Below are 19,392 nucleotides of genomic sequence, written 5' to 3'. Positions count from 1 at the left end.
CTGCCGCTGGTGGATTTGACTATTCAAACACCGTAGACACTGGGTTTGGTTTCGCAACCAGTACGACTGCAAGCGCTGGTGGTGGTTTCGGGATAAGTGGAAACGTAACTGGTGGTACTAATACTCTTTCGGCAAATGCTGGAGCGGGATTTATAACCGGTTTATCTGTGACATCTACAGCTGGTGTAAGTGCAAATACAAAATTCACTGCAAGCTTTTGCAAGCAATTTCAGGGGTGTGAAGATTAAATGGATATAAATGTAATAAAACAATTTGGCTTGTTCTCGTATGTAGTTTTCTTATTTTCTGCGGCTATCGCGATAATACGTAGGCAAATATTAAAAAAAAGATTCAGGCGAGCTGATGCAGAAAAACTAGATGTTTATTTCGTGAGATCGTTAAGTGATTTGACATCCAGCAGGGTAACTAATGAATTTCTATTTTTTGTTTTTGGAAAGGGTTTAAGCCACATCCCGAATCAGCTTAAGAAAGATCTTAAAATACAAATATTGATTGAATGGATTTATATTCTGGCGTTTTTCGTTTCATTTATCTGCTTGAATATATTTTTTATTATGGTGCGATGATTGTGGTGGATAGCAAATTATTATTTCTAGTTGAAATTCTAGCGTTGGTTTTTTTTGTTTCTTTTTTTATGTTTTTTGTCGTGACGGCAATTACGTTAAAGAAAAGAGCGAATATAAAAGAAAAGCTCAAAGCATGTAATTATGTAGCACTGGGTGATTCGGTTTCGAAAAAGGCTTACCCGTTTACAATTAAGGATATCCGCCTTGATAATAAATTCTTTAATCTTAAAGCATGGCCAGAGAATATTGGTGAGGATATTAGAGAGGATTTACAAGCTAATTTATTTTGGGAGAGGCTCAGTTTCATAGTTAAAATTGTTTGCCCCACAACTTATTTCCTGATTTTTTTATTAGCTTTGATAATGTGAAATAGGCAACTCATTTTAGCGTATCATGCATACTGAAACGTAAGCACGTGACTAGAACCACACCTAGGCATGCTGTTGTAGATGTCCTAATTTATCACCACGTTTCAACTAACGAGGTGATTTATGAGTCGTACCCATCGCAGCCATGCGCAGGGTTTGTTGTGGCAAAGGCAACGTGTGGAAGTCTTTTAAGGTAAATGGTTATGATTAAAAGAGAGAAATTCATTGTAGTCATAGTTGTTTTATATGTTTTTTTCGTTTCGAATATTTTAATCTTTAAACACATGGTTGATTTCAGAGACTACTTGCAGGTTGAAATCGTCGTGTTAAAGGAGTCTGAAACCAAGGTTCTAACTAAGCTCTTGGGAGAGGGTTATATTCTCATGGAAAGCGATTACTTATACACGAGACCAGCTCCTTATTTTTTAACATTTTTTGACGCGATTTTTCATTGGATTAATATGCGGGACGCAGAGCGCATTCGAGCTTGTGCAAATGCACCAGGATTTTGCTCGGATACTGTATTGATTAGTCGCGGTGATTTAGAACTCTTTAACTATTTAAAAGATGATACTAACGGGACGTATGAGCCATATTGTATTGCCGGTGTTGAAGGAGTCGGCGCGTATACAGCAACAACCAACGGAACGGCGCAAACTTTTTCTTTTTATAACGAAGTCACTAAATTCCATTTAATACTTGATACGTCAACCTTGGGAGGTTTTCGCGGAACTTGTGATTGATGATATTTTGATAACCAGTTGTATTGGGTACACAACGACCATTTAGGTCGTCCAGAGGTGCTTACCGACAGTACAGGAAATGTGGTGTGGCGAGCACAGCTTGAAGCGTTTGACCGAGCCGTGCTGATGAGCACCATAGGTGAGTTTAACATCGGTTGATTACGGGCATCCTGCCCTCCACCCTACGGGCCATGCTTCGCATGTTCAAAATCGTTCCAGACGATTTTGTCCCGGGCAATACTGGGACCAAGAAAAAGAGAGCTGGTACAACTATTTTAGAGACTACGACCCAGAAACCCGGCGTTACTTGCAAAGTGACCCGATAGGGCTGCAAGGAGGGATGAATACGTATGCTTATGTTGGGGGGAATCCGGTGCTTTATACCGATCCGCTTGGTTTGGCACAGATTTGCAGCCGGCCATTATCAAATTTTAAAAATGAGTACGGTGTTGTGCGTTATGACCAAATTTTCTATGAGAGTGGCGATAATAGCGGGTATTTCTCTGAAAACGGGCTTCCAATTGGGCCTGGGATTGTTCAAGACGATAATGTCGGCCGATATGAGTGTGAAGCGAAGCAATGTGACGACGAGTTAATGAAAACTGCAGAGGAGCGTGTTCAAACTTATTTTAGTCCTGAATACAATCTATTAACTAATAATTGCCAGCACTATGTTCAAGAAGTCTTGAGGATTTATGACAACATGCAGCGTGATTTGAGGTACGGAATTCAGTGAAAATTTCAAAATGGTATATAGTAATTTTAGTATTAGTAGTTATTTTTTCGCCATTACACTGGTACTCGAAGTGGCAACTAAAGCATTTCGAGTACGGAGGTTTTTTGGGGGCTATCGCGGCTGTTTTCTATACACCGAGTGATTACCGCGACGTTGTGTGGTCTGGGATGCTACATCCAAACGAAACATATGTCTTGAGGCTCTCTCACAATTATTTGGGCCTCCATGAGATCAGGGTTGTTCGTGAAATAACAGAAAGCTCTAGCAGCTTTGAATTGATTCTTAATTGTGACAGTGGTTTTTCTCAGCAGTTTCAATCTGATGAGATGGGGAAGCTGAAAGTATCTAATAGCAGAAAAAGTCCCGAATTTTTTGGACGCTATCGAGTAAGTGAATTTTCAGATTTTGAAAGTTGTGAGATAAACATCAAGAGCGACTCACTTGAAGGACCAGTTTTTGTATATTTCAGAACTGGCTATCCTTTATGAGTTCGTGGTCTCCAAATTAAAATTTTCACACGGGTGCGGATTTCATTTATGCACCGGATGGAAAACATATGGGCGTTGTGTATGCAGGGGCATTGTTGATTTTGTTTGGAGGCATTTTAGTTTAGCTGTGAATTCTGCAGGTGATATACTCAGGAGCCGAAGTACGTCATATTGTGTCGGAGTAATAAGGTATGTTTAAGTTATGGCAATATCGAATAGTGCTACCAATAACTCACGTTGCAGCTTTCTGGATTACTTATAGTTCCCTCAGAACGTATGACTTAAAAATCATAATACCTTCCATGAGTGCTCTAATAATTTGGATATTTATTCTACAGAAATACCTACAGCCTCCTAGTAAGAGTAATGATGAAAAGAAGAAGGAATGAGTTTAGGTATGGAATAGCAGTTTATGTACACTGAATATTGAACACCCTCCTGAAGCTCCTTGATATTTTACTCAATATTGGGACGAAGAAAAGCAGAGCTGGTACAACTCAATAAGGATTAGTTAGCAATGAACTATACTAAGAATATTATTGTAATTTTTGGTATTTCCGACTTATTACTGTTTGTATTTGTATTTGGAAAAGCACTACTCCAGTCACAAGTGCCTTTTTGGTCAGAAATGATAAACGCAATGGACGCAGTGGATAATTTTTTTGATGGCTCTTTGCTAGTTCATGTGAAGTGGTTTTATCTTCCGTTAATGCTTATTTCTGCGAGTTCAATAGTTTCGGGATACCTGTTGCTCAAAGGGAGTTTATATGGAGTAAAGCTATCGCTTTTTCAAGCGGTATTTAAGTTGGCGTTTCTTTCAGTATTCAGTTTTTCTTATATTTCGTCAGTTCTTGTCAATTCATTGGGGGTTAATGCCTTTATAGCTTTTAGTTTGATATATTTAATGGAAGTAGCAAAAACTTGGGTTCTTGTAGTTTCTTACAAAAATAGGAGCCACAACCTATAGTTACAATGATTGGGGCCAACTGAGCACCCAAAATACAACGATTCAGGGACAAGTATGTTCGGCGAAACAGCTAGCATGCATTCCAATCCACATGAAGGTAACGATTGGGTTGATCGGTAATCGCGCATCCGACTGATTAGCTTTACGTATCCATGCAACATGTTGTGTGCGCTCTGAGACCGAGGTCAATCGTCCTCGTTGTCGTTCTCCCAAAGCGCATCCAGCTTTTTTGTTAAGTGAATCCATGCACTTAACCGCTTCGGCGCTTGTGCCTTCCGCCAATAACTGTCCCTGAGTGTTAAATAAAATGACTGTGTACGCTACTTGTCCCTTGCACCACCGTTTTCGCTACCCGTTGACCTAACGAATTATAGCTGTAGTTATGCGCACCCGCCCATACATGAAAACGGTTAAAAACTCTATATCCCGTGGCAGCCGAAGGCTTACTTTATCACCACATCTTCGATAAGTGGCGTGACATTTTAATGACAAAATAGATTTGCCAAGGCGATGTGGGGTATTATGAGGGCAAGTCCGCAGTAGTGGAGAAAAGGCAAATGAGCGAGAAAAACGAAGCACCCAAACGCGATGCAATTTACCAAGTGTCTACGAATAGAAATTCGGCTTCACATCGTGTGCGTTACGTTGAAAGTTCTGCGCCCATAGATGGCGAGTGCCGCTTATGCGTTGGCAATTTAACGGCTCGCGACGACATCCAAGCTGACAAAGATTCAGCGAACGCTGACGAAAAAGAGAAGGAATGAGAAAGCTCCCACCTTTAAATGCGCTCAAGTCGTTTGAAGCAGCCGCGCGGCAGCTCAGTTTTACAAAGGCTGCGGAGGAACTTTTTGTTACCCAAGCCGCCGTGAGTCACCAAGTAAAAGCGCTCGAAGACTACCTAGGAATACGTTTATTTTTACGGAAAAACAGAAATTTATTGTTGACGGAAGCGGGTCAGTCTTATTACCTCGAAATTCGGCAAATGCTTGAACATTTAAGCGTGGTAACGGGAAAAATAATGTTGTCGAGCGAACAAGGCTCACTGACCGTTTGTGTTCCCCCTGGGTTCGCTATTATTTGGCTGGTGCCGCGGCTAAGCCGCTTTCATGAAGCTCATCCAGAAGTAGACGTGCGTATTAAAGCTGTCGACGAAATTACCGGCTCACTAACCGATTATGTTGACATTGCCATTTATTATGGGCGCGGTAGTTGGCAAGGTTTGCGTGCGAACCGGCTTCACCGCGAAAAATTGATTCCAGTTTGCTCACCGTTGTTACTGCAAAGTGGCAAGAAGCCACTAAAAACGCCAAGCGATTTGCATCAACACACCTTATTGCACGAAGAAACTCGAAACGCTTGGAAAGACTGGTTTGCCATGGTGGGAGAAACACCACCAAGCAAAAAGTCTGGACCAACCTTTAGCCATTCGGCGTTAGCTTTGAAAGCTGCGGTGCACGGGCAAGGTGTTGCGTTAGCGAACCACGTGTTTGCGCAGCCAGAAATAGAGTCTGGGCATTTGGTGCAGGTATTTCCACAGGCGCTACCAACCAACGATGCGTTTTTCATGGTGTGTCGTGAGTCTCAAGCAGACGCAGGTAAAATTGCCACGTTTCGAGCATGGTTACTCGACGAAGTAGCAAAAGATGAAGCCGCCTTTGACGAGGCTGTGAATGGCTAGCTCGGTGCTCGTAAAACCTCATATTATTTTTTCGCATGGTGCGGGTGCTGGCCCGGAAAGTGCTTTTATGCAAGCGATGAGCAACGCACTACGCGGGCTGGGTTATAAATTAACGTGCGAGCCGTTTCCGTATTGGCAACAAGTTTTATTAACGGGAAAAAAACGTCCGCCAAATCCTGCTATTCAACTCGACGCTGACTTGCGTAATCGCATTAACAAGATTATAGAGAAAGAGGGCCGCCATACTCCTATTTTTTTAATAGGGAAGTCGATGGGCGCTCGCGTGAGTTTTCGCTGTGCCGATCATTTTGCGGTAAAGGGAGCCATTGGTTTGGGGTTTCCGTTCCATCCACCGGGAAAACAAGATAAACATCGGCTGCAAGATCTGTATAATCCCTGCTCACGAAATTTAATTGTGCAAGGTGAGCGTGACCCATTTGGGAGTCGCGCTTGGGTGGAAGCTCAAAGCTTACCTAACAATGTGGACATTTGTTGGGCAAGTGAAGGGAACCACGATTTGGTGCCGCCTAAACGCTCGGGTATAACCGCCGAACAGCGTTGGCAGCAAGTGGCTGAGCATATTCACCGGTGGTTGGAGAGTTTAGAATGAGTGGCGTATTGCTCTATTGCCGTGCTGGCTTTGAAAGCGAGTGTGCGGCTGAAATACAGGAACGAGCGGGTGCGCTCGGCGTATACGGCTTCTGTAAAACCCAAGCTGACAGCGGTGTGGTGAGCTTTCAATGTAAACCGGAAGAAGCTGATCATATTGGGCGTAAGCTGGCCGTACGGGATCTTGTTTTTGCGCGTCAATTAATCATTATTCAAGCGGAATGCAACAGCTTGGCGGTAGACGACCGCATTGCTCCACTTTTAGATGCCGCCGAGGGCATGCAAAAGTGCGGAACAGTGTGGGTTGAAACGGCAGACACGAACGAAGGGCGTGCGCTTAGTGCGTTATGTAAAAGCATTAGTACGCCGTTACGCATTGCGTTTCGAAAAGCAGAACTACTGACCGACAAAGACGTAACCAATCGCCCGGTACTGCATGTTTTCTTTCGAAGCACCCATTCGGCAATTCTTGGTTACTCCTATAGCTATAATCACGCGCCGTATCCCATGGGCATTCCGCGGATAAAGTCGCCAAAGGGAGCACCAAGTCGCTCGGCAGCAAAACTGGCGGAAGCGTTTAAAGTAATGATTCCGCCGCAAGAGTTGGAAAAACGCGTGAGTTCGGGTATGAACGCAGTTGATTTAGGCGCCTGCCCCGGTGGTTGGACTGCTGTTCTCGTTGCCCAAGGAATGATGGTAAGTGCTGTTGATAACGGCGCTATGGACGAAAGGCTTATGGACACTGGCCAAGTGAAGCATTTCCGTGAAGACGGCTTTGCGTTCCGGCCGAAGAAACGCAATATTCAATGGCTCGTATGCGACATGGTGGAAAAGCCGGTGAGAGTGGCGCACCTTATGGCAGACTGGTTTATTGAAGAGTATTGTGAGCAAGCGCTTTTTAATTTAAAACTGCCCATGAAGAAGCGCTATGCGGCAGTTCAGCAATACCTGCAAGCCATTCACGATCGGCTACAGGAGGCGGAAGTGCGGGGCTATGAGCTGAGTGCGCGCCATTTGTATCATGACCGTGAGGAAGTAACGGTTTATTTGCGCAAGAAATTGAAAACGAGCAGCTAGAGTGTTCGAATTCCCAAACTAAAAAGGCAGCTTCTTGTGAAGCTGCCTTTTGTTTTGCAGTGCTTAAAGGGGTGACTTTTGCCGCCAGCTTATAAGCGGTCAAGAATGGCTTGGGTGAAGTCTGTCGTGCCATGGCTACCGCCGAGATCGCGTGTTGCGCGGTCGCCGCTTTCAATGGTGTCGCGCAGCGCATCGAGAATGCGTTTAGCATTGTCGTGTTGACCCAAGTGCTCGAGCATTTGAATGGCCGCTAAAATAACTGAACTCGGGTTGGCGAGGTTTTGTCCGGCGATATCTGGCGCAGAACCATGCACAGCTTCGAAAATAGCACAGTCGCTGCCAATATTGGCACCCGGAGCCATACCGAGACCGCCAACCAAGCCTGCACAGAGATCGGATAAAATGTCGCCAAACAAGTTTGTTGTTACAATTACGTCGAAGTTTTCTGGCGCCATCACCAGCTTCATGCAGGTGGCGTCAACAATCATTTCTTCGGTTTCAATATCGGGGTAGTTTTTGGCAATATCGCGCGCCACACTTAAGAACATTCCCGACGTTGTTTTAAGAATGTTTGCTTTGTGAACAATAGTGACTTTCTTACGCCCTTCACGGCGCGCAAGCTCATAGGCAAAGCGTACAATTCGCTCACAACCTACACGGGTTACCTTACTCATGGCTTCGGCCTCAGAGCCGTCTGCAGCTGTGGTTTGGCCAAGCCCCGAGTACATACCTTCGGTATTTTCGCGAATAGTAATAATGTCGATATTCTCGTAGCGCGCTTTAGTACCTTTGAATGACACCACCGGCCGCACGTTCGCATAAAGGTTGAACTGCTTACGCAAGGTAACGTTGATCGAAGTAAATCCACCACCTACCGGTGTGGTTAAAGGGCCTTTGAGGGCAATGCCGTTGCGTTTAATTGCCGCAAGTGTAGTGTCGGGCAATAGTTCGCCATGTTTTTCGAGCGCTACAAGTCCCGCGTCGGCGAACTCATAATTCAGGTTACAACCGGCTTTATCGAGAATTTTTAATGTGGCATCAATAATGTCGGGGCCGATACCGTCGCCTGGGATCACGGTGATTGTGGTGCTCATGACTGCTTCCTTCTGTACAACTCAAAATCGTTAATTGGATAACTTTAAAACCATAGTTTACACCAAAATTAACCCTGTATCCGCAATACTCTGACTAAGACTATAGTCTAGTCAAAATTTGTTGCGCGCGACGAATAAACGGCTAGAAAAGCTAATTTAAAGCGGCAGTAGTTGGTAGGGGCATTCTATGTTCAGTGCCTGCGCAGCTTGCTCTAACAGCGCGTATAACTGAGTTTCAGGTAATTGAATAGCTCGGCACAGAGCCGTGAGCCGTGGTTGCCAAGCAGTGGGTATTGAAAGCGCGTATTCGTGTAGCACCGCGGTGGCAATATGCGCAATGCGAGCACAGACAAGCGTGCGGTTGTTTTCGTGCACATGCATTTTTAGTAGTGGAATAGTGGCAGCCGGCAGTTGCCAGTATTCGGCAAGCTTAAGGGCGCGTTGGTGGTTCATGAGTGTTGTGCACGGCTGCCAACGGCTCACACTCTCAGGCACACTCTGCTGCGCTTGATATTGCCAGTGTTGCTGGATACTCAGGTCGGCGTGGAACCACGCGTCGTAAATCCACAAATAGCTTAATAAGTCAGCGTCGCAGGGCAGCGCTAACTGACAATGCTCGGCAAGTGCCTTTGTAAGGAAAGCTAAAGTGGTGCGGCGCGCGAGTAATTCGGCACGGAGCGGAATAAAAGGCCATGTAAGGTGGGTGGCAAAATGCGTAATGAGGATCACTTCACGGCTTTGTTCAGGGCCTAGTAACAGCAGCGATTCCTTTAAACTCAGCCGGCGCTTTTGCTCCGTTTGTAAGGTTGCATGGTCGCGCACATTGCGACTTAGCAGCGGTTGCGCCGCTAAAGCTGTGAGTACTTTTTCAAATAAACTATCGTTGTAGGGCCAGCTTCGAATAGCGTGCAACAGCTTATGCGGTAGGGGCCTTATTTTATGGTCGGTATAACTTTCTAAAAACTGATTTTGATACCACAAACTTTCCGCCATGACCTGCACCCCCGCTTCGATATTGCGGTAACGGACAAGCCGCGCAAAGCTATTGGCGAGGGCTTTGCCTTGCCATGCATCGTCAGCCACAACGCGCGCACAGCGGATGAGTTGACTCCGAGGGAATTTGGGCTCGCCTTGCACACTATGCATACGGCTGATTAAGCTTTGCGAGAGCAACAATTGGGCATAGCGCTTCGACACATGGCGAAAGTGAATCGACCACGCTAACAACAGTAACTCAAGTGTTGCGGCTGGGCATACACCGCGTTGTGTTTGTGGTAACTGCTTAAGTTCGAGGAGAGCTGCGGCTAAAGTACAAGGTGCATGAAGTGCCAGTTGTTCAACGTCGGCGACAATGTCGGCTAATTGCTGGCGAGTAATCTGAGCGTTTTCGAGCGTTTGTTGAATGCGCGTATGAGTGTTGAGCAGAGCCGACACAGTTTAGTCCTGCCCTGTATATTCTGCGTATGCAGGATCACCCCAAGCAATTAATCGATCTTGAATGAACAACAAGGGTGTGGTCTCGTCACGCGTGGTAACACCGTCTGATTTTACATGATGGGTCCGATAAAATAAGACGAGAATTTCACCTTGCGGTGTTTCCATGGCTTCACTAATGTCGGGCGGGCCGAGTAGGCGAAGTACCTCGTCGCGGTGGCTTCTTAGCTCCAACCGGCCGATGTACTTGCGATTGAAAATTTCCCGCTCGCGCCAGGTCATGTTTTCTGGGTTTGCGGTATGAAAGGTGAGCACTGCGCCGGCTATAATGGCGTAGATAATAAAACCGACCAACGCAATACTAAACCCTTTCCACATAAAAAATGCCTACTCTTTTTTATAAACGCAATGTGTCGTTTGTTAATCGTTTTCTGTGAGAACCCGATAACAAGGCTGATAGGCGGTGCCACCCGGCAATTTCATTCGGTCTTGCTCTACGAATGAACGGAGCAGGGCGTCGAGCTCTTTCATCAACGACGGTTCACCGTGAATCAAATAAGGCCCATTCTTTCTTATTTCGGCAATGCCGGGAGCCTTCACATTTCCCGCCACTATTGACGAAAATGCTCGGCGCAGATCGGCCGCTAACTCAGCTTTCGGCCGATCGCGATGCAGTTGTAACTGACCGACATTCTCGTGTGTAGGTTCAAACGGGTGTTGGAATTGCTCTTCAATATGCAATGTCCAATTGAAATAGAAGGCGTCACCACTCTCAATGCGGTAGCGTTTCACTGCAGCCACACCGGTTTGCACGTGTTGAGCAACGGCAACTGGGTCGTCAACAATAATGGTGTACCAGCGTGTTGCTTCTTCGCCGAGCGTATTACGAATAAAGCGGTCAAGTTCGTCGAAGTAGGCGCGGCTACTTTTCGGCCCCGTAAAGATTATGGGTAACTGCTGCTCTGCATTTTTCTCATGCATCATAATGCCGAGCAAATATAGAATTTCTTCTGCGGTGCCTGCTCCGCCGGGGAACACAATAATACTGTGCGCACAACGCACAAAGGCTTCAAGACGCTTCTCAATGTCTGGCATGATCACCAGCTCACTCACGATCGGGTTCGGTGGTTCCGCCGCAATAATTCCGGGCTCAGTTAATCCGAAATAACGACCATTTTTAATGCGCTGCTTGGCATGACCAATCGTTGCACCTTTCATGGGGCCCTTCATGGCTCCGGGGCCACAACCGGTGCAAATGTTAAAACCACGCAAGCCGAGCTCATAACCCACAACTTTGCTGTACTTGTATTCCGTGTCATTAATGGAGTGACCACCCCAACACACCACCATGTTCGGCTCTTGTGCTGGCTTCAATGACTTGGCATTGCGCAGAATATCGAATACCACATGGGTTAAGTGGCGCGAGTCAATACGTTTCAGTTCTTCTTCAGGGTAGCGTTCACCGACAAATAAAATATCGCGCAGCACCGACTCAACATGCTCACGAATACCCTCAATAATTTCACCGTCAACGAATGCATTCTGCGGTGGATTTAATAGCTCAAGCTTCACACCGCGTTCACGACGCAGCACATTCACTTGGAAATCTTTAAATTGGTTGAAAATATCGTCGGCGTTGTCGGTATGACTACCCACGTTTAATACTGCAAGTACGCAGTTGCGGAATAATTTATAAAGTTCGCTATTGGTTGACTGCTGAAGGCGATCAATTTCAACTTGCGATAAAAGGGACATACTCCCTTGTGGTGATAATGAAATTCTCATAATGCCGTTTTTTCTCCTAGCGGCTGTCGATCACAACTTTGTTCCGGCCACTATTTTTTGCCGCATAAAGGGCTTCGTCGGCCCGTTCAAATACACTGCTAATGCTGTCTTCGGCTGAAAAACGAGCGGCGCCAATGGAAATAGTGATCGATATATCGTTATTTTTAAATTTAAAAGGAATGCTCTGAATCCGTTTACGAGCTTTCTCAAGAGGGTCGGCAATACTGCTCATTTCAGTTTGCGGGAATATGACAACGAACTCTTCCCCTCCGAAGCGTGCTACAAAGTCAGTGCCTCGCAGTGATTTTTTTAACATACTGGCAATAACTTGCAAGGTTTTATCGCCCGCAATGTGTCCGTAGCTGTCGTTAATGGCTTTAAAGTTGTCAATATCAGCAATGGCAATACACAATGGTGTTTGATAACGCTGCCAACGTTTGAATTCCAATTCGAGGCGCTCTTCAAACGCGGCTCTATTGGGCAGCCGCGTTAGCGTGTCTTGTAAACTTTTGAATTTTTGTTCTGTGAGCTTTGTTTTGTAGGTTTCCGCCTGCTCTTCGAGTTCAATAATACGATTTTGCGCTGCTTCGAGCTCGGCTTGTAATAATTGATGCCCGTGTTGTTCTAGTTCTTGTTTTTGCCCGAGAGTAGACGCTATTACTTCTACATGTTTACCAATTTCAGCAGTGAGCTCTTTTAAGCTGGTTGCCTTTTGTGCAGAGTCCGATAACGCTCGAATGCCGGCATGAAGGCGATCGTCAAGAAGTTTTTGGGCGGAATGGGTTTTCTGGTTCGCTTTGAGTGTTTTCTTGACCGACTTAGAAACGGTTTCGAGCACGTCATTTAGGTTTTGCAGGAATACCTGAGCGGTTTGTCGTTCTTCGTTAATGCCTTGCACAATTAACCGTACAACTTGCACACAAGAGAGTACAAACTGCTCTTCGTTGATTCCGCCAATAAGTTGCTGGCGTATATTCTGTAAACCATTCGACGCTGAGCCTGAAAAATCAACTAAAGAAAGTAGATTAATGAGTTCTTCTTTTAACTCGGAATATTTTTTTTCTGCCGACTCACGCATTTGCTCAAGCACTCCTGAGCTGTCGTTGCGGCTTAGTTTTAAATGAATACTGCGCTGATACAGGTCAATCATTTGCCGTAAATACGGCAGATAATGCATGATCGAAAAGGCTGGGCCCTCGGCTTGTGCGATTAAGTCTCTGAGCTCTTCACGCATGGGTTTGGGTAAACCATGCATTTTCTGTAGTTGCTTCGAGGCGGCTAAAATTCGATTGTGGGTTTCTTGTAGTTCGCGCTGAACTCGTGAGCCTTGCTGTTGTAGAACCTGGCTTACGTCTTCCATAGCAGGCATTACGCGCTCAATATTATCAGTGCGCGCCATGTCTGTTGAGAGCCTACTCAAACGGTGATCAAGCTCGCCGTCAATGCCGCGGAGGGCATTGGCGAGCCTGCCAATAAATTGCGTGAGGTTTTTCATGTCAGCCCGAAAGCCAAATTCAAGTTGCTCTCGGAGGGCACGGCTTTCTGCTAACTGCTGCTGCAATTGGCTTACTTCATTGCTATGCGGTTTTTGTATACTCACGCGGTCTCACTCTGTAAATATCAGGCTACTCATGTACGACTCGCAAAGCGGCTTTAAAAGCTTTTTACGAAGGTTCGTAATTACCGGCAAATGCTACCATAAAAGCTGTTTATTGTCTTACCGTTCTTTGCATCCGAGCACTGTCTTCATTTGTACTACGGATGGGGTTGATATCAAGCCCTCCGCGTCGTGTGTAGCGCGCTTCAACCGAGAGTTCAAGCGGTTTCAACAGGCGTTGAATGTCGGTAAAAATGCGTTCCACACATTGTTCATGGAACTCGTTGTGACTTCTAAAGCTTACGACATAGCGCAGCAGACTGCTACGATCAATTTGTCGGCCTTTGTAACGAATCGTGACAGAGCCCCAGTCGGGTTGGTTGGTGATCAAACAATTGGATTTGAGCAAATCACTGTAGAGGGTTTCTTCTACTTCAGCTTGAGAGCCAAATGTTAATAAATTAGGGTCGTAGTCGTAGGTGTCAATGCGAATGGGAAGGGCGTCAAGGGAGTCGCCGTCGGGCACGTTTAAACCGCGCAAGGCATAGTCGCGTAAACTGAATAATCGCACCTTAACAGGCTCCCCAGCGCATGCGCTGAGATCTTCGGTAAGTCGGTCGTGCAGAGTTTGCCAAGTGTCGAGTTGCTCTTGGTTAAAGCTATTCAGGTAAAGTTTGAACGACTTCGACTCAATAAGATTGGGTGAGGTAACGGGTACGTCAATTTCGGCAACAGCGACCTGCGGTAAACCATTGGTATTGAGCCAAGAAAGTTCGTAGGCTGTCCAAGTGTCGGTGCCATAAAAAGGGAGCTCCGCGGCGTGAATACCGAGCGGCTCACGATTTAAGGCGCGCGGAACGGGTTGCAACAACGCGGGGTTATAGTGTTCTGGGTATTCAGTTGCTTTGCCAAGCTGAAGCGCATTGAGCGCGTTGTTTGTTTCAGAAGCTGGCATTGACATTGGATTTTCCTCGGTAACTAATGGCACTATGATAGCGCTATTTTACGAGAAACCGCTAAAGGACTCTACATGAGTAATGTTTCCAATGTTTTAACAGAACTTCATGAGCGTTACCAACGCATGTACGCAGACGCAGGCCTACTGCCTCGCACCGACTATATTAAGGAATGGGATTCGCCCTGCTATAGCGGAAGTGTAGAAGGGGAAGAAGTAGCGTGGCAACCGATAGTGCAGCAGCCTCCTCTCAACTTTAGTAATGTTGAGGACGCCTTGGCATTAGCTATCCATAACGACCTAAAAGATTTTTTTGCTGGCTTTTGGGCGGGCGATTTACAGGTTCGTTTTCGTGATCTTAGCTTCACACTTTTGCAAGTTCAGTCGCAACAAGACGCAGAACGTTTACAGCAGAACCTGATTGGCCACGTGCTGATGAAGCAGCGTTTAAAGCAGAATATTACGTTGTTTTTTGGCGTGGGCATTGAAGACGACTTAATGCTGTCGATGAACAATGCCACTGGGGCGATAGGATTAGAATATGCGGGTAAAGAGCCGCATGTGGTTTTAGCAGGCGACTTATCAAGTTTTCTTCGGGAAGTAGAGCCTGTAGTGCTTGACCAAAGTGAGGGAGCAGTGACATTTTAACCCTGCTCGTATATCGTGAGTGAAGTGTTCGGTAAAACGTGCGTTTATAGAAATAAGCAGAGATAAGGCAACCTTATGGCAGAAGCGACAACAACAGCAGAACCATTAACTGGGCGACTGGTTTATTTAGCATCCGAAGAGATTCGGCTGGCAGCGTCTTTGTTGTATCAGGCGTATCATGACGACCCTGTGTTTCAACGCATTTTCCAAGCAGATAAAGAAGACTACGACCAGCGTTTACGCGCCGCCATCCGCGAAGAGTTGATGAGCTTTTGGCAGCATAAACAGCCCATGGTGGGTGTTTACGAAGATAACATTCTTGAAGGTGTACTGTGTTTAACACGCCCTGGCGAACACGTGGGTGCGGACAGAGTGTGGCATTGGCGGTTGAAAATGTTACTGACTGCAGGCTGGGTGAGCACCAAACAAATGTTAGAAAAAGAGCGTATTATTCAAGCCGCAATGCCGGTTGAGAATTATCATATGCTTGCTTTTATTGCCGTACATCCGCGTTATCAGCAGCGTGGGTTAGGAGACTTATTATTACGAGCGGCTGCTGCAGAGTTACGCGAGAATGAGAACTCTGAAGGTGTTGCCGTATTCGCAACGCGGCCCGAGTATGAGCGCTTTTTTGGCAGCCGCGGATACCAACCGTTACAGCGAATTGAAGTGGGCGGTATTGATGGACTTCTGATGTTTCACAGTCGAGAAGCTCTGCTAGCACAAGACGAAGTGAATAAAACAGGAGCAGAAACCGATGCAGTTTGAGTCTTTTGCACAGTTTTACCCCTATTACCTAAAAGAGCACAGCGATAAACGCTGCCGAATAATGCACTATGTAGGCAGTACGTTGGTTTTGCTGGTGTTGGCGTGGGCTCTGATGAGCTCAAATTTTTGGTGGCTATTGGCGTTGCCACTGATTGGCTATGGCTTTGCATGGCTCGGGCATTTTGTTTTCGAACATAATAAACCGGCAACCTTTAAGTATCCCGCGTATAGCCTGCTCGGCGACTGGGTGATGTACAAAGACGCTTGGGTGTTTTTACTCACCCGTAAGCGCAGTGCTGCTGCAGAAAAAGCTTGGGGCTAGCCCAGTAATTAATGCTACCGACACGTTTAAGGTTTTCGATAAGGATCAGCGGGGTGGTAGTGAACACCTGCCGCTGGTTCTTGCCAACGGTGTGGTGGTAATTGCACACCGGCAAGGTGCAAATTCCGTAACGTTAGGGTTCCTTCGTAGCGCGACTCTCCGTCGCTTGAAAAACCAAAACTGAATTCCGCTTGCCACGCCCAGCCTTTTTGATAACGGAAGCGCCCGGTTTGTCGGGCAACGTCGAGTAATTGGAGATCGTTTTTCTTGCATACGTGGGCTGCGTATTTGCGTGCCCATTCGTCTTGCCGCCGCCAATTCCAAAATAATGCACCAGCGGTGGCCGCGCAAAGCAACCACAGTACATTTAGTAACTCGAACACCATTAGGAACGTGCTCCCGCAGATTTTACGAGTTGCGCAATAGCCTGCTGCACTGTGGTATCGGTATGCTGTTGGCGAATGTATGTTAAACAAGCTAGGCGTAACTGCGGTAAAAAGACCAATTCACGAAAAAGCTGCACGAACAGCTGGGGGTTATGTGCTGCAGCAGCGGCAAAAAACCAATGCATAAGTTCGGGGTGTTCCAGTACAAGCCAGCTGCGGGCAGCAATAAGGGTAATAAGGTTGAGTTGCAGTTCTGAATTTGCCTTACGCGTTAATAGTTTGATTTTTTGCCGGTAGCTCCGCTCTGCATGGCGCCCCGAGGTGGCTCGTAAAAGTGCAATAACAAGTTCTGGTTGCTCAGTTGCTGTTTGCTCCGACACTTGGGCGAGTAAATTGGCTTGTAGCGCAGAGGGCAGTTGAAGATGCTCGCAGGCCGCAACGACAGTGTCGCGAACCGGCGCTGGCCAGAATTGAAATTGGGTATGAACATGTTGCTGAATAGCGGGCTCGTGCAGGCAACGTAGCATAACGTCATAAATTCCCTGCACACCAACCTGTTGCCATTCCATGGGGTGGCCGGACAGAAAGCTATGGGCATGCTCAAAATGAATCGACGGGCTACGGTTTAAATCATGCGACACCAATGCATGAAACATGGCACGCCTCGGTTCGTCGGGTTGAAAAATGTAGGGGTTTTGCTGTAAACGCTCTGCCTGCTGTTGATCGGGTTCAGCCGTAGGTGTTGCCCCCAGTGCGTCCACAATAATGCTGAGAAAATGCTGCATAGCCGCGTGTTGAAATGCGCCGCGTTCGTCGAGGGGCAAGGAGACAAACCAAATAAACGGATTATCGGCCTGTGTAGGTTGCCAAAACGTAATACCTAGCCAAGCTTTTTGTTGGCGTGGATAGGGGAAAGGTTGGCTTCCTTGTTCTATGGCTTTTAAAGTTTCCAAGGGCAGGGCGCAGACACGCCGAGACACGTCATAAACGTGCCATTCTACGCCGCTCGCTTGCATAAACTCAGACAGGGTGGAAATGGTCATACTGTTGTTTATCGCCTTTCTTTTTATAGCGTTGGGTTTTGGGTGCTCAGCAGCGCTGAAATTCGCTATACTATGCCGCTAATTTGCGCCTGTACAAATTTATACACGCACAAATTTACACACACAAAGTCACTTGTGAAAAGTCACTTGTGAAAAGTCACTTGTGAAAAGTCACTTGGGAGTAACAGTGAGCGTAGAGAAAATAGCACAATTATTACAGCAAATTCGTGAGCAAATGCAGGCTCAAGGGCTCTGGGACGAAACACCACCGAGCGCGGAAGCACTGCAAAGCAAACAACCTTTTGCGGTTGATACCCTCGATTTTCATCAGTGGTTGCAGTTTATCATGATCCCTGAGTTTGAGCACCGTATTGCCCAGCAAATGCCGCTACCTCATGGCTTTTCTATAAGCCCGATGGCGGAAGAAGCTTGGCGCGGCAAATGGGCGGAACGACGCGAGTTAATTCTCTTACTGCGTGAATTCGACGCACTGTTTGCACACTGATGATCACGCTCCCTATTGTTTATCAAGACGATCATTTGGTAGTGATTGACAAGCCGGCCGGTCTGCTTGTACATCGCACCGCGTTAGCGCGTGGAGAGCGTTGGTTCGCCATGCAGTTGCTGCGAGATCAAATTGGCCAACACGTGTTTCCAATTCATCGGCTCGACCGACCTACTTCAGGTTTATTAGTGTTCGCGCTGAATGCCGATGTTGCGCGCTTGATGGGCGAGCAAATGGCTGCGCGGCAAGTGAAGAAAACCTATCATGCGGTGGTGCGTGGCTATTTGCCCGAAGAAGGCCGAATAGACTACCCGTTGAAAGAGGAGCTCGACGCTGTGGCCGATAAATTGGCACAGCAAAACAAAGATGCGCAAGAAGCAGTGACCGACTTTAGAACCCTAGAACAGGTAGAGCTGCCTTTTGCGGTCAGCAAAAAACACGCAAGTACGCGCTATTCTTTGGTTGAACTGTCGCCGCTCACGGGTAGAAAGCATCAATTACGCCGCCATATGGCGCATTTAAGGCACCCGATTATTGGCGATACTAACCATGGCGACGGGCGGCATAACCGGTTTTTCCGTGAACATTTTAACTGTAACCGATTGCTATTAGCCGCTACCGCGTTGCAATTTAGCCACCCAGTGAGCGGTGAACCGATAGCGTTACGTATCGATTTACCAAGTGATTTCCTTGAGCCATTCAGAAAAGCGGCGCGTTCGTGAACGTTCGCCGCTTTTTATCGACTTTTGCGCATTTTGGGGTGTTATTCTACGCCGCGCAATAGGGCGTTAATGCCGACTTTTGCGCGTGTTTTAGCGTCTACTTTTTTAACAATAATGGCCGCATAAAGCGAATGACTGCCGTCTTTCGCTGGCAGTGAGCCAGGCACCACTACCGCACCAGCAGGCACGCGGCCGTAGTGTACTTCGCCGGTTTCACGGTCAAAAATTCGGGTGCTTTGGCCAATATATACACCCATAGAAATTACAGCGCCTTCTTCTACAATTACGCCTTCAACAATTTCTGAGCGCGCCCCGATAAAACAGTTGTCTTCAATAATGGTTGGATTTGCTTGTAGCGGTTCGAGTACACCGCCAATACCAACGCCGCCCGACAAATGAACGTTTTTGCCTATTTGCGCGCAGCTACCCACGGTAGCCCAAGTGTCGACCATACTGCCTTCGTCGACATAAGCGCCTAAATTTACGTAGCTCGGCATTACCACCACGTTTTTACCCACAAAGCTACCGCGACGAACCATGGCGGGCGGCACAATACGCACGCCGTCGCGTTGGAAATCCGCAGCGCTGTAGTTGGCATATTTGCTCGGTACTTTGTCGAAAAAGCGTGTTTCGGCGCCGTCCATCAGTTCATTGTCGTTGAGCCGAAACGACAGCAACACGGCTTTTTTCACCCATTCGTGGACAACCCAACTGCCGTCAATTTTTTCCGCAACACGCAAACTACCGTTGTCGAGCTGGCTCAGCACTTGGTTAACGGCTTCTCTTACGTCGGCCGGCGCCGTCTGTGGAGAGAAATCGGCGCGCCTTTCAAACGCAGTTTCAATTTGGGTTTGTAAACTGTTCATAAAAACAACTTCCT

At 46.8% G+C, this 19,392-nt stretch carries 24 protein-coding genes; 15 read left to right on the top strand and 9 right to left on the bottom strand.

Features of this window, described 5'->3' with window-relative positions; all coding sequences use genetic code 11:
* The first annotated feature begins 517 nt into the window (after window positions 1–517).
* From DQW12_RS02525 to rlmM, 10 genes are all read left to right on the top strand, one after another.
* Entirely contained in the window at window positions 518–955 is a 438-nt protein-coding gene (locus tag DQW12_RS02525) for a hypothetical protein (protein WP_157957827.1), read from the top strand.
* Between the two features lie 203 nt (window positions 956–1,158).
* Window positions 1,159–1,698, top strand: coding sequence for a hypothetical protein (locus DQW12_RS02520; RefSeq protein ID WP_113906239.1), 540 nt, complete (start codon window positions 1,159–1,161; stop codon window positions 1,696–1,698).
* Between the two features lie 18 nt (window positions 1,699–1,716).
* On the top strand, window positions 1,717–1,857 hold the full coding sequence (locus tag DQW12_RS02515) for an RHS domain-containing protein (RefSeq protein WP_113906237.1): 141 nt from the start codon (window positions 1,717–1,719) through the stop codon (window positions 1,855–1,857).
* Window positions 1,838–2,434, top strand: coding sequence for an RHS repeat-associated core domain-containing protein (locus DQW12_RS13600; RefSeq protein ID WP_232819862.1), 597 nt, complete (start codon window positions 1,838–1,840; stop codon window positions 2,432–2,434). Before DQW12_RS02515 ends, DQW12_RS13600 begins: the two co-directional genes overlap by 20 nt.
* A complete protein-coding gene (locus DQW12_RS02505; RefSeq protein WP_113906235.1) occupies window positions 2,431–2,922 on the top strand; it encodes a hypothetical protein in 492 nt (163 codons plus the stop codon). The genes DQW12_RS13600 and DQW12_RS02505 overlap by 4 nt, the downstream gene beginning before the upstream one ends.
* A 517-nt stretch (window positions 2,923–3,439) precedes the next feature.
* The gene (locus DQW12_RS02495; RefSeq protein WP_113906232.1) at window positions 3,440–3,889 is read left to right on the top strand and encodes a hypothetical protein; all 450 of its coding nucleotides are present in this window, start codon (window positions 3,440–3,442) and stop codon (window positions 3,887–3,889) included.
* Between the two features lie 557 nt (window positions 3,890–4,446).
* Window positions 4,447–4,653: a hypothetical protein gene (locus DQW12_RS02490; protein ID WP_113906230.1), complete on the top strand. Its 207-nt coding sequence runs from the start codon at window positions 4,447–4,449 to the stop codon at window positions 4,651–4,653.
* Complete coding sequence (locus DQW12_RS02485) at window positions 4,650–5,567, top strand: transcriptional regulator GcvA (protein WP_113906228.1); 918 nt, start codon at window positions 4,650–4,652, stop codon at window positions 5,565–5,567. The genes DQW12_RS02490 and DQW12_RS02485 overlap by 4 nt, the downstream gene beginning before the upstream one ends.
* Window positions 5,560–6,177: an alpha/beta family hydrolase gene (locus tag DQW12_RS02480; protein WP_113906227.1), complete on the top strand. Its 618-nt coding sequence runs from the start codon at window positions 5,560–5,562 to the stop codon at window positions 6,175–6,177. Before DQW12_RS02485 ends, DQW12_RS02480 begins: the two co-directional genes overlap by 8 nt.
* Window positions 6,174–7,253 (top strand): 23S rRNA (cytidine(2498)-2'-O)-methyltransferase RlmM, encoded by a 1,080-nt coding sequence (gene rlmM, locus DQW12_RS02475; protein ID WP_113906225.1) that lies wholly within the window; start codon window positions 6,174–6,176, stop codon window positions 7,251–7,253. Before DQW12_RS02480 ends, rlmM begins: the two co-directional genes overlap by 4 nt.
* Before the next feature lie 89 nt (window positions 7,254–7,342).
* On the opposite strand, the gene DQW12_RS02470 is transcribed toward rlmM, so the two are convergent.
* From DQW12_RS02470 to queF, 6 genes are all read right to left on the bottom strand, one after another.
* A complete protein-coding gene (locus DQW12_RS02470) occupies window positions 7,343–8,347 on the bottom strand; it encodes an isocitrate dehydrogenase (protein WP_113906223.1) in 1,005 nt (334 codons plus the stop codon).
* A gap of 156 nt (window positions 8,348–8,503) precedes the next feature.
* Window positions 8,504–9,781, bottom strand: coding sequence for a hypothetical protein (locus DQW12_RS02465; RefSeq protein WP_113906222.1), 1,278 nt, complete (start codon window positions 9,779–9,781; stop codon window positions 8,504–8,506).
* Window positions 9,782–9,784: 3 nt separating this feature from the next.
* The gene (locus DQW12_RS02460) at window positions 9,785–10,159 is read right to left on the bottom strand and encodes a DUF3192 domain-containing protein (protein WP_113906220.1); all 375 of its coding nucleotides are present in this window, start codon (window positions 10,157–10,159) and stop codon (window positions 9,785–9,787) included.
* 42 nt (window positions 10,160–10,201) lie between these two features.
* On the bottom strand, window positions 10,202–11,566 hold the full coding sequence (gene ppnN / locus DQW12_RS02455) for a nucleotide 5'-monophosphate nucleosidase PpnN (protein ID WP_113906218.1): 1,365 nt from the start codon (window positions 11,564–11,566) through the stop codon (window positions 10,202–10,204).
* Between the two features lie 16 nt (window positions 11,567–11,582).
* Window positions 11,583–13,166: a GGDEF domain-containing protein gene (locus DQW12_RS02450; protein ID WP_113906216.1), complete on the bottom strand. Its 1,584-nt coding sequence runs from the start codon at window positions 13,164–13,166 to the stop codon at window positions 11,583–11,585.
* Window positions 13,167–13,275: 109 nt separating this feature from the next.
* Window positions 13,276–14,118 (bottom strand): NADPH-dependent 7-cyano-7-deazaguanine reductase QueF, encoded by an 843-nt coding sequence (gene queF, locus DQW12_RS02445; RefSeq protein WP_113906599.1) that lies wholly within the window; start codon window positions 14,116–14,118, stop codon window positions 13,276–13,278.
* 75 nt (window positions 14,119–14,193) lie between these two features.
* Here queF and syd point away from each other — a divergent pair, with 75 nt between their 5' ends.
* From syd to DQW12_RS02430, 3 genes are all read left to right on the top strand, one after another.
* Window positions 14,194–14,766: a SecY-interacting protein gene (syd, locus tag DQW12_RS02440; protein ID WP_113906214.1), complete on the top strand. Its 573-nt coding sequence runs from the start codon at window positions 14,194–14,196 to the stop codon at window positions 14,764–14,766.
* Between the two features lie 75 nt (window positions 14,767–14,841).
* Window positions 14,842–15,534 carry a GNAT family N-acetyltransferase gene (locus DQW12_RS02435; RefSeq protein ID WP_113906212.1) on the top strand — a complete coding sequence of 231 codons (693 nt, stop codon included), beginning with the start codon at window positions 14,842–14,844 and terminating at the stop codon, window positions 15,532–15,534.
* Complete coding sequence (locus DQW12_RS02430; RefSeq protein ID WP_113906210.1) at window positions 15,524–15,856, top strand: Mpo1-like protein; 333 nt, start codon at window positions 15,524–15,526, stop codon at window positions 15,854–15,856. The genes DQW12_RS02435 and DQW12_RS02430 overlap by 11 nt, the downstream gene beginning before the upstream one ends.
* Before the next feature lie 26 nt (window positions 15,857–15,882).
* Here the strand turns inward: DQW12_RS02430 and DQW12_RS02425 are convergent, their stop codons facing one another.
* Entirely contained in the window at window positions 15,883–16,242 is a 360-nt protein-coding gene (locus DQW12_RS02425; RefSeq protein WP_113906209.1) for a DUF3301 domain-containing protein, read from the bottom strand.
* The gene (locus DQW12_RS02420) at window positions 16,242–17,285 is read right to left on the bottom strand and encodes a DUF3549 family protein (protein ID WP_113906207.1); all 1,044 of its coding nucleotides are present in this window, start codon (window positions 17,283–17,285) and stop codon (window positions 16,242–16,244) included. Before DQW12_RS02420 ends, DQW12_RS02425 begins: the two co-directional genes overlap by 1 nt.
* 187 nt (window positions 17,286–17,472) lie before the next feature.
* Between DQW12_RS02420 and DQW12_RS02415 the strand changes: the two genes are divergently transcribed.
* Window positions 17,473–17,790, top strand: coding sequence for a YqcC family protein (locus tag DQW12_RS02415; protein ID WP_198683882.1), 318 nt, complete (start codon window positions 17,473–17,475; stop codon window positions 17,788–17,790).
* A complete protein-coding gene (truC, locus tag DQW12_RS02410; protein ID WP_113906205.1) occupies window positions 17,790–18,512 on the top strand; it encodes a tRNA pseudouridine(65) synthase TruC in 723 nt (240 codons plus the stop codon). The genes DQW12_RS02415 and truC overlap by 1 nt, the downstream gene beginning before the upstream one ends.
* Window positions 18,513–18,553: 41 nt before the next feature.
* Here the strand turns inward: truC and dapD are convergent, their stop codons facing one another.
* Window positions 18,554–19,378, bottom strand: coding sequence for a 2,3,4,5-tetrahydropyridine-2,6-dicarboxylate N-succinyltransferase (gene dapD / locus DQW12_RS02405; RefSeq protein ID WP_113906203.1), 825 nt, complete (start codon window positions 19,376–19,378; stop codon window positions 18,554–18,556).
* Between the last annotated feature and the right edge of the window lie 14 nt (window positions 19,379–19,392).

The sequence above is a fragment of the Aliidiomarina celeris genome (genome assembly GCF_003316875.1).
In the GTDB taxonomy this organism is placed as follows: domain Bacteria; phylum Pseudomonadota; class Gammaproteobacteria; order Enterobacterales; family Alteromonadaceae; genus Aliidiomarina; species Aliidiomarina celeris.
This window is presented reverse-complemented; position numbering and strand designations above follow the sequence as displayed.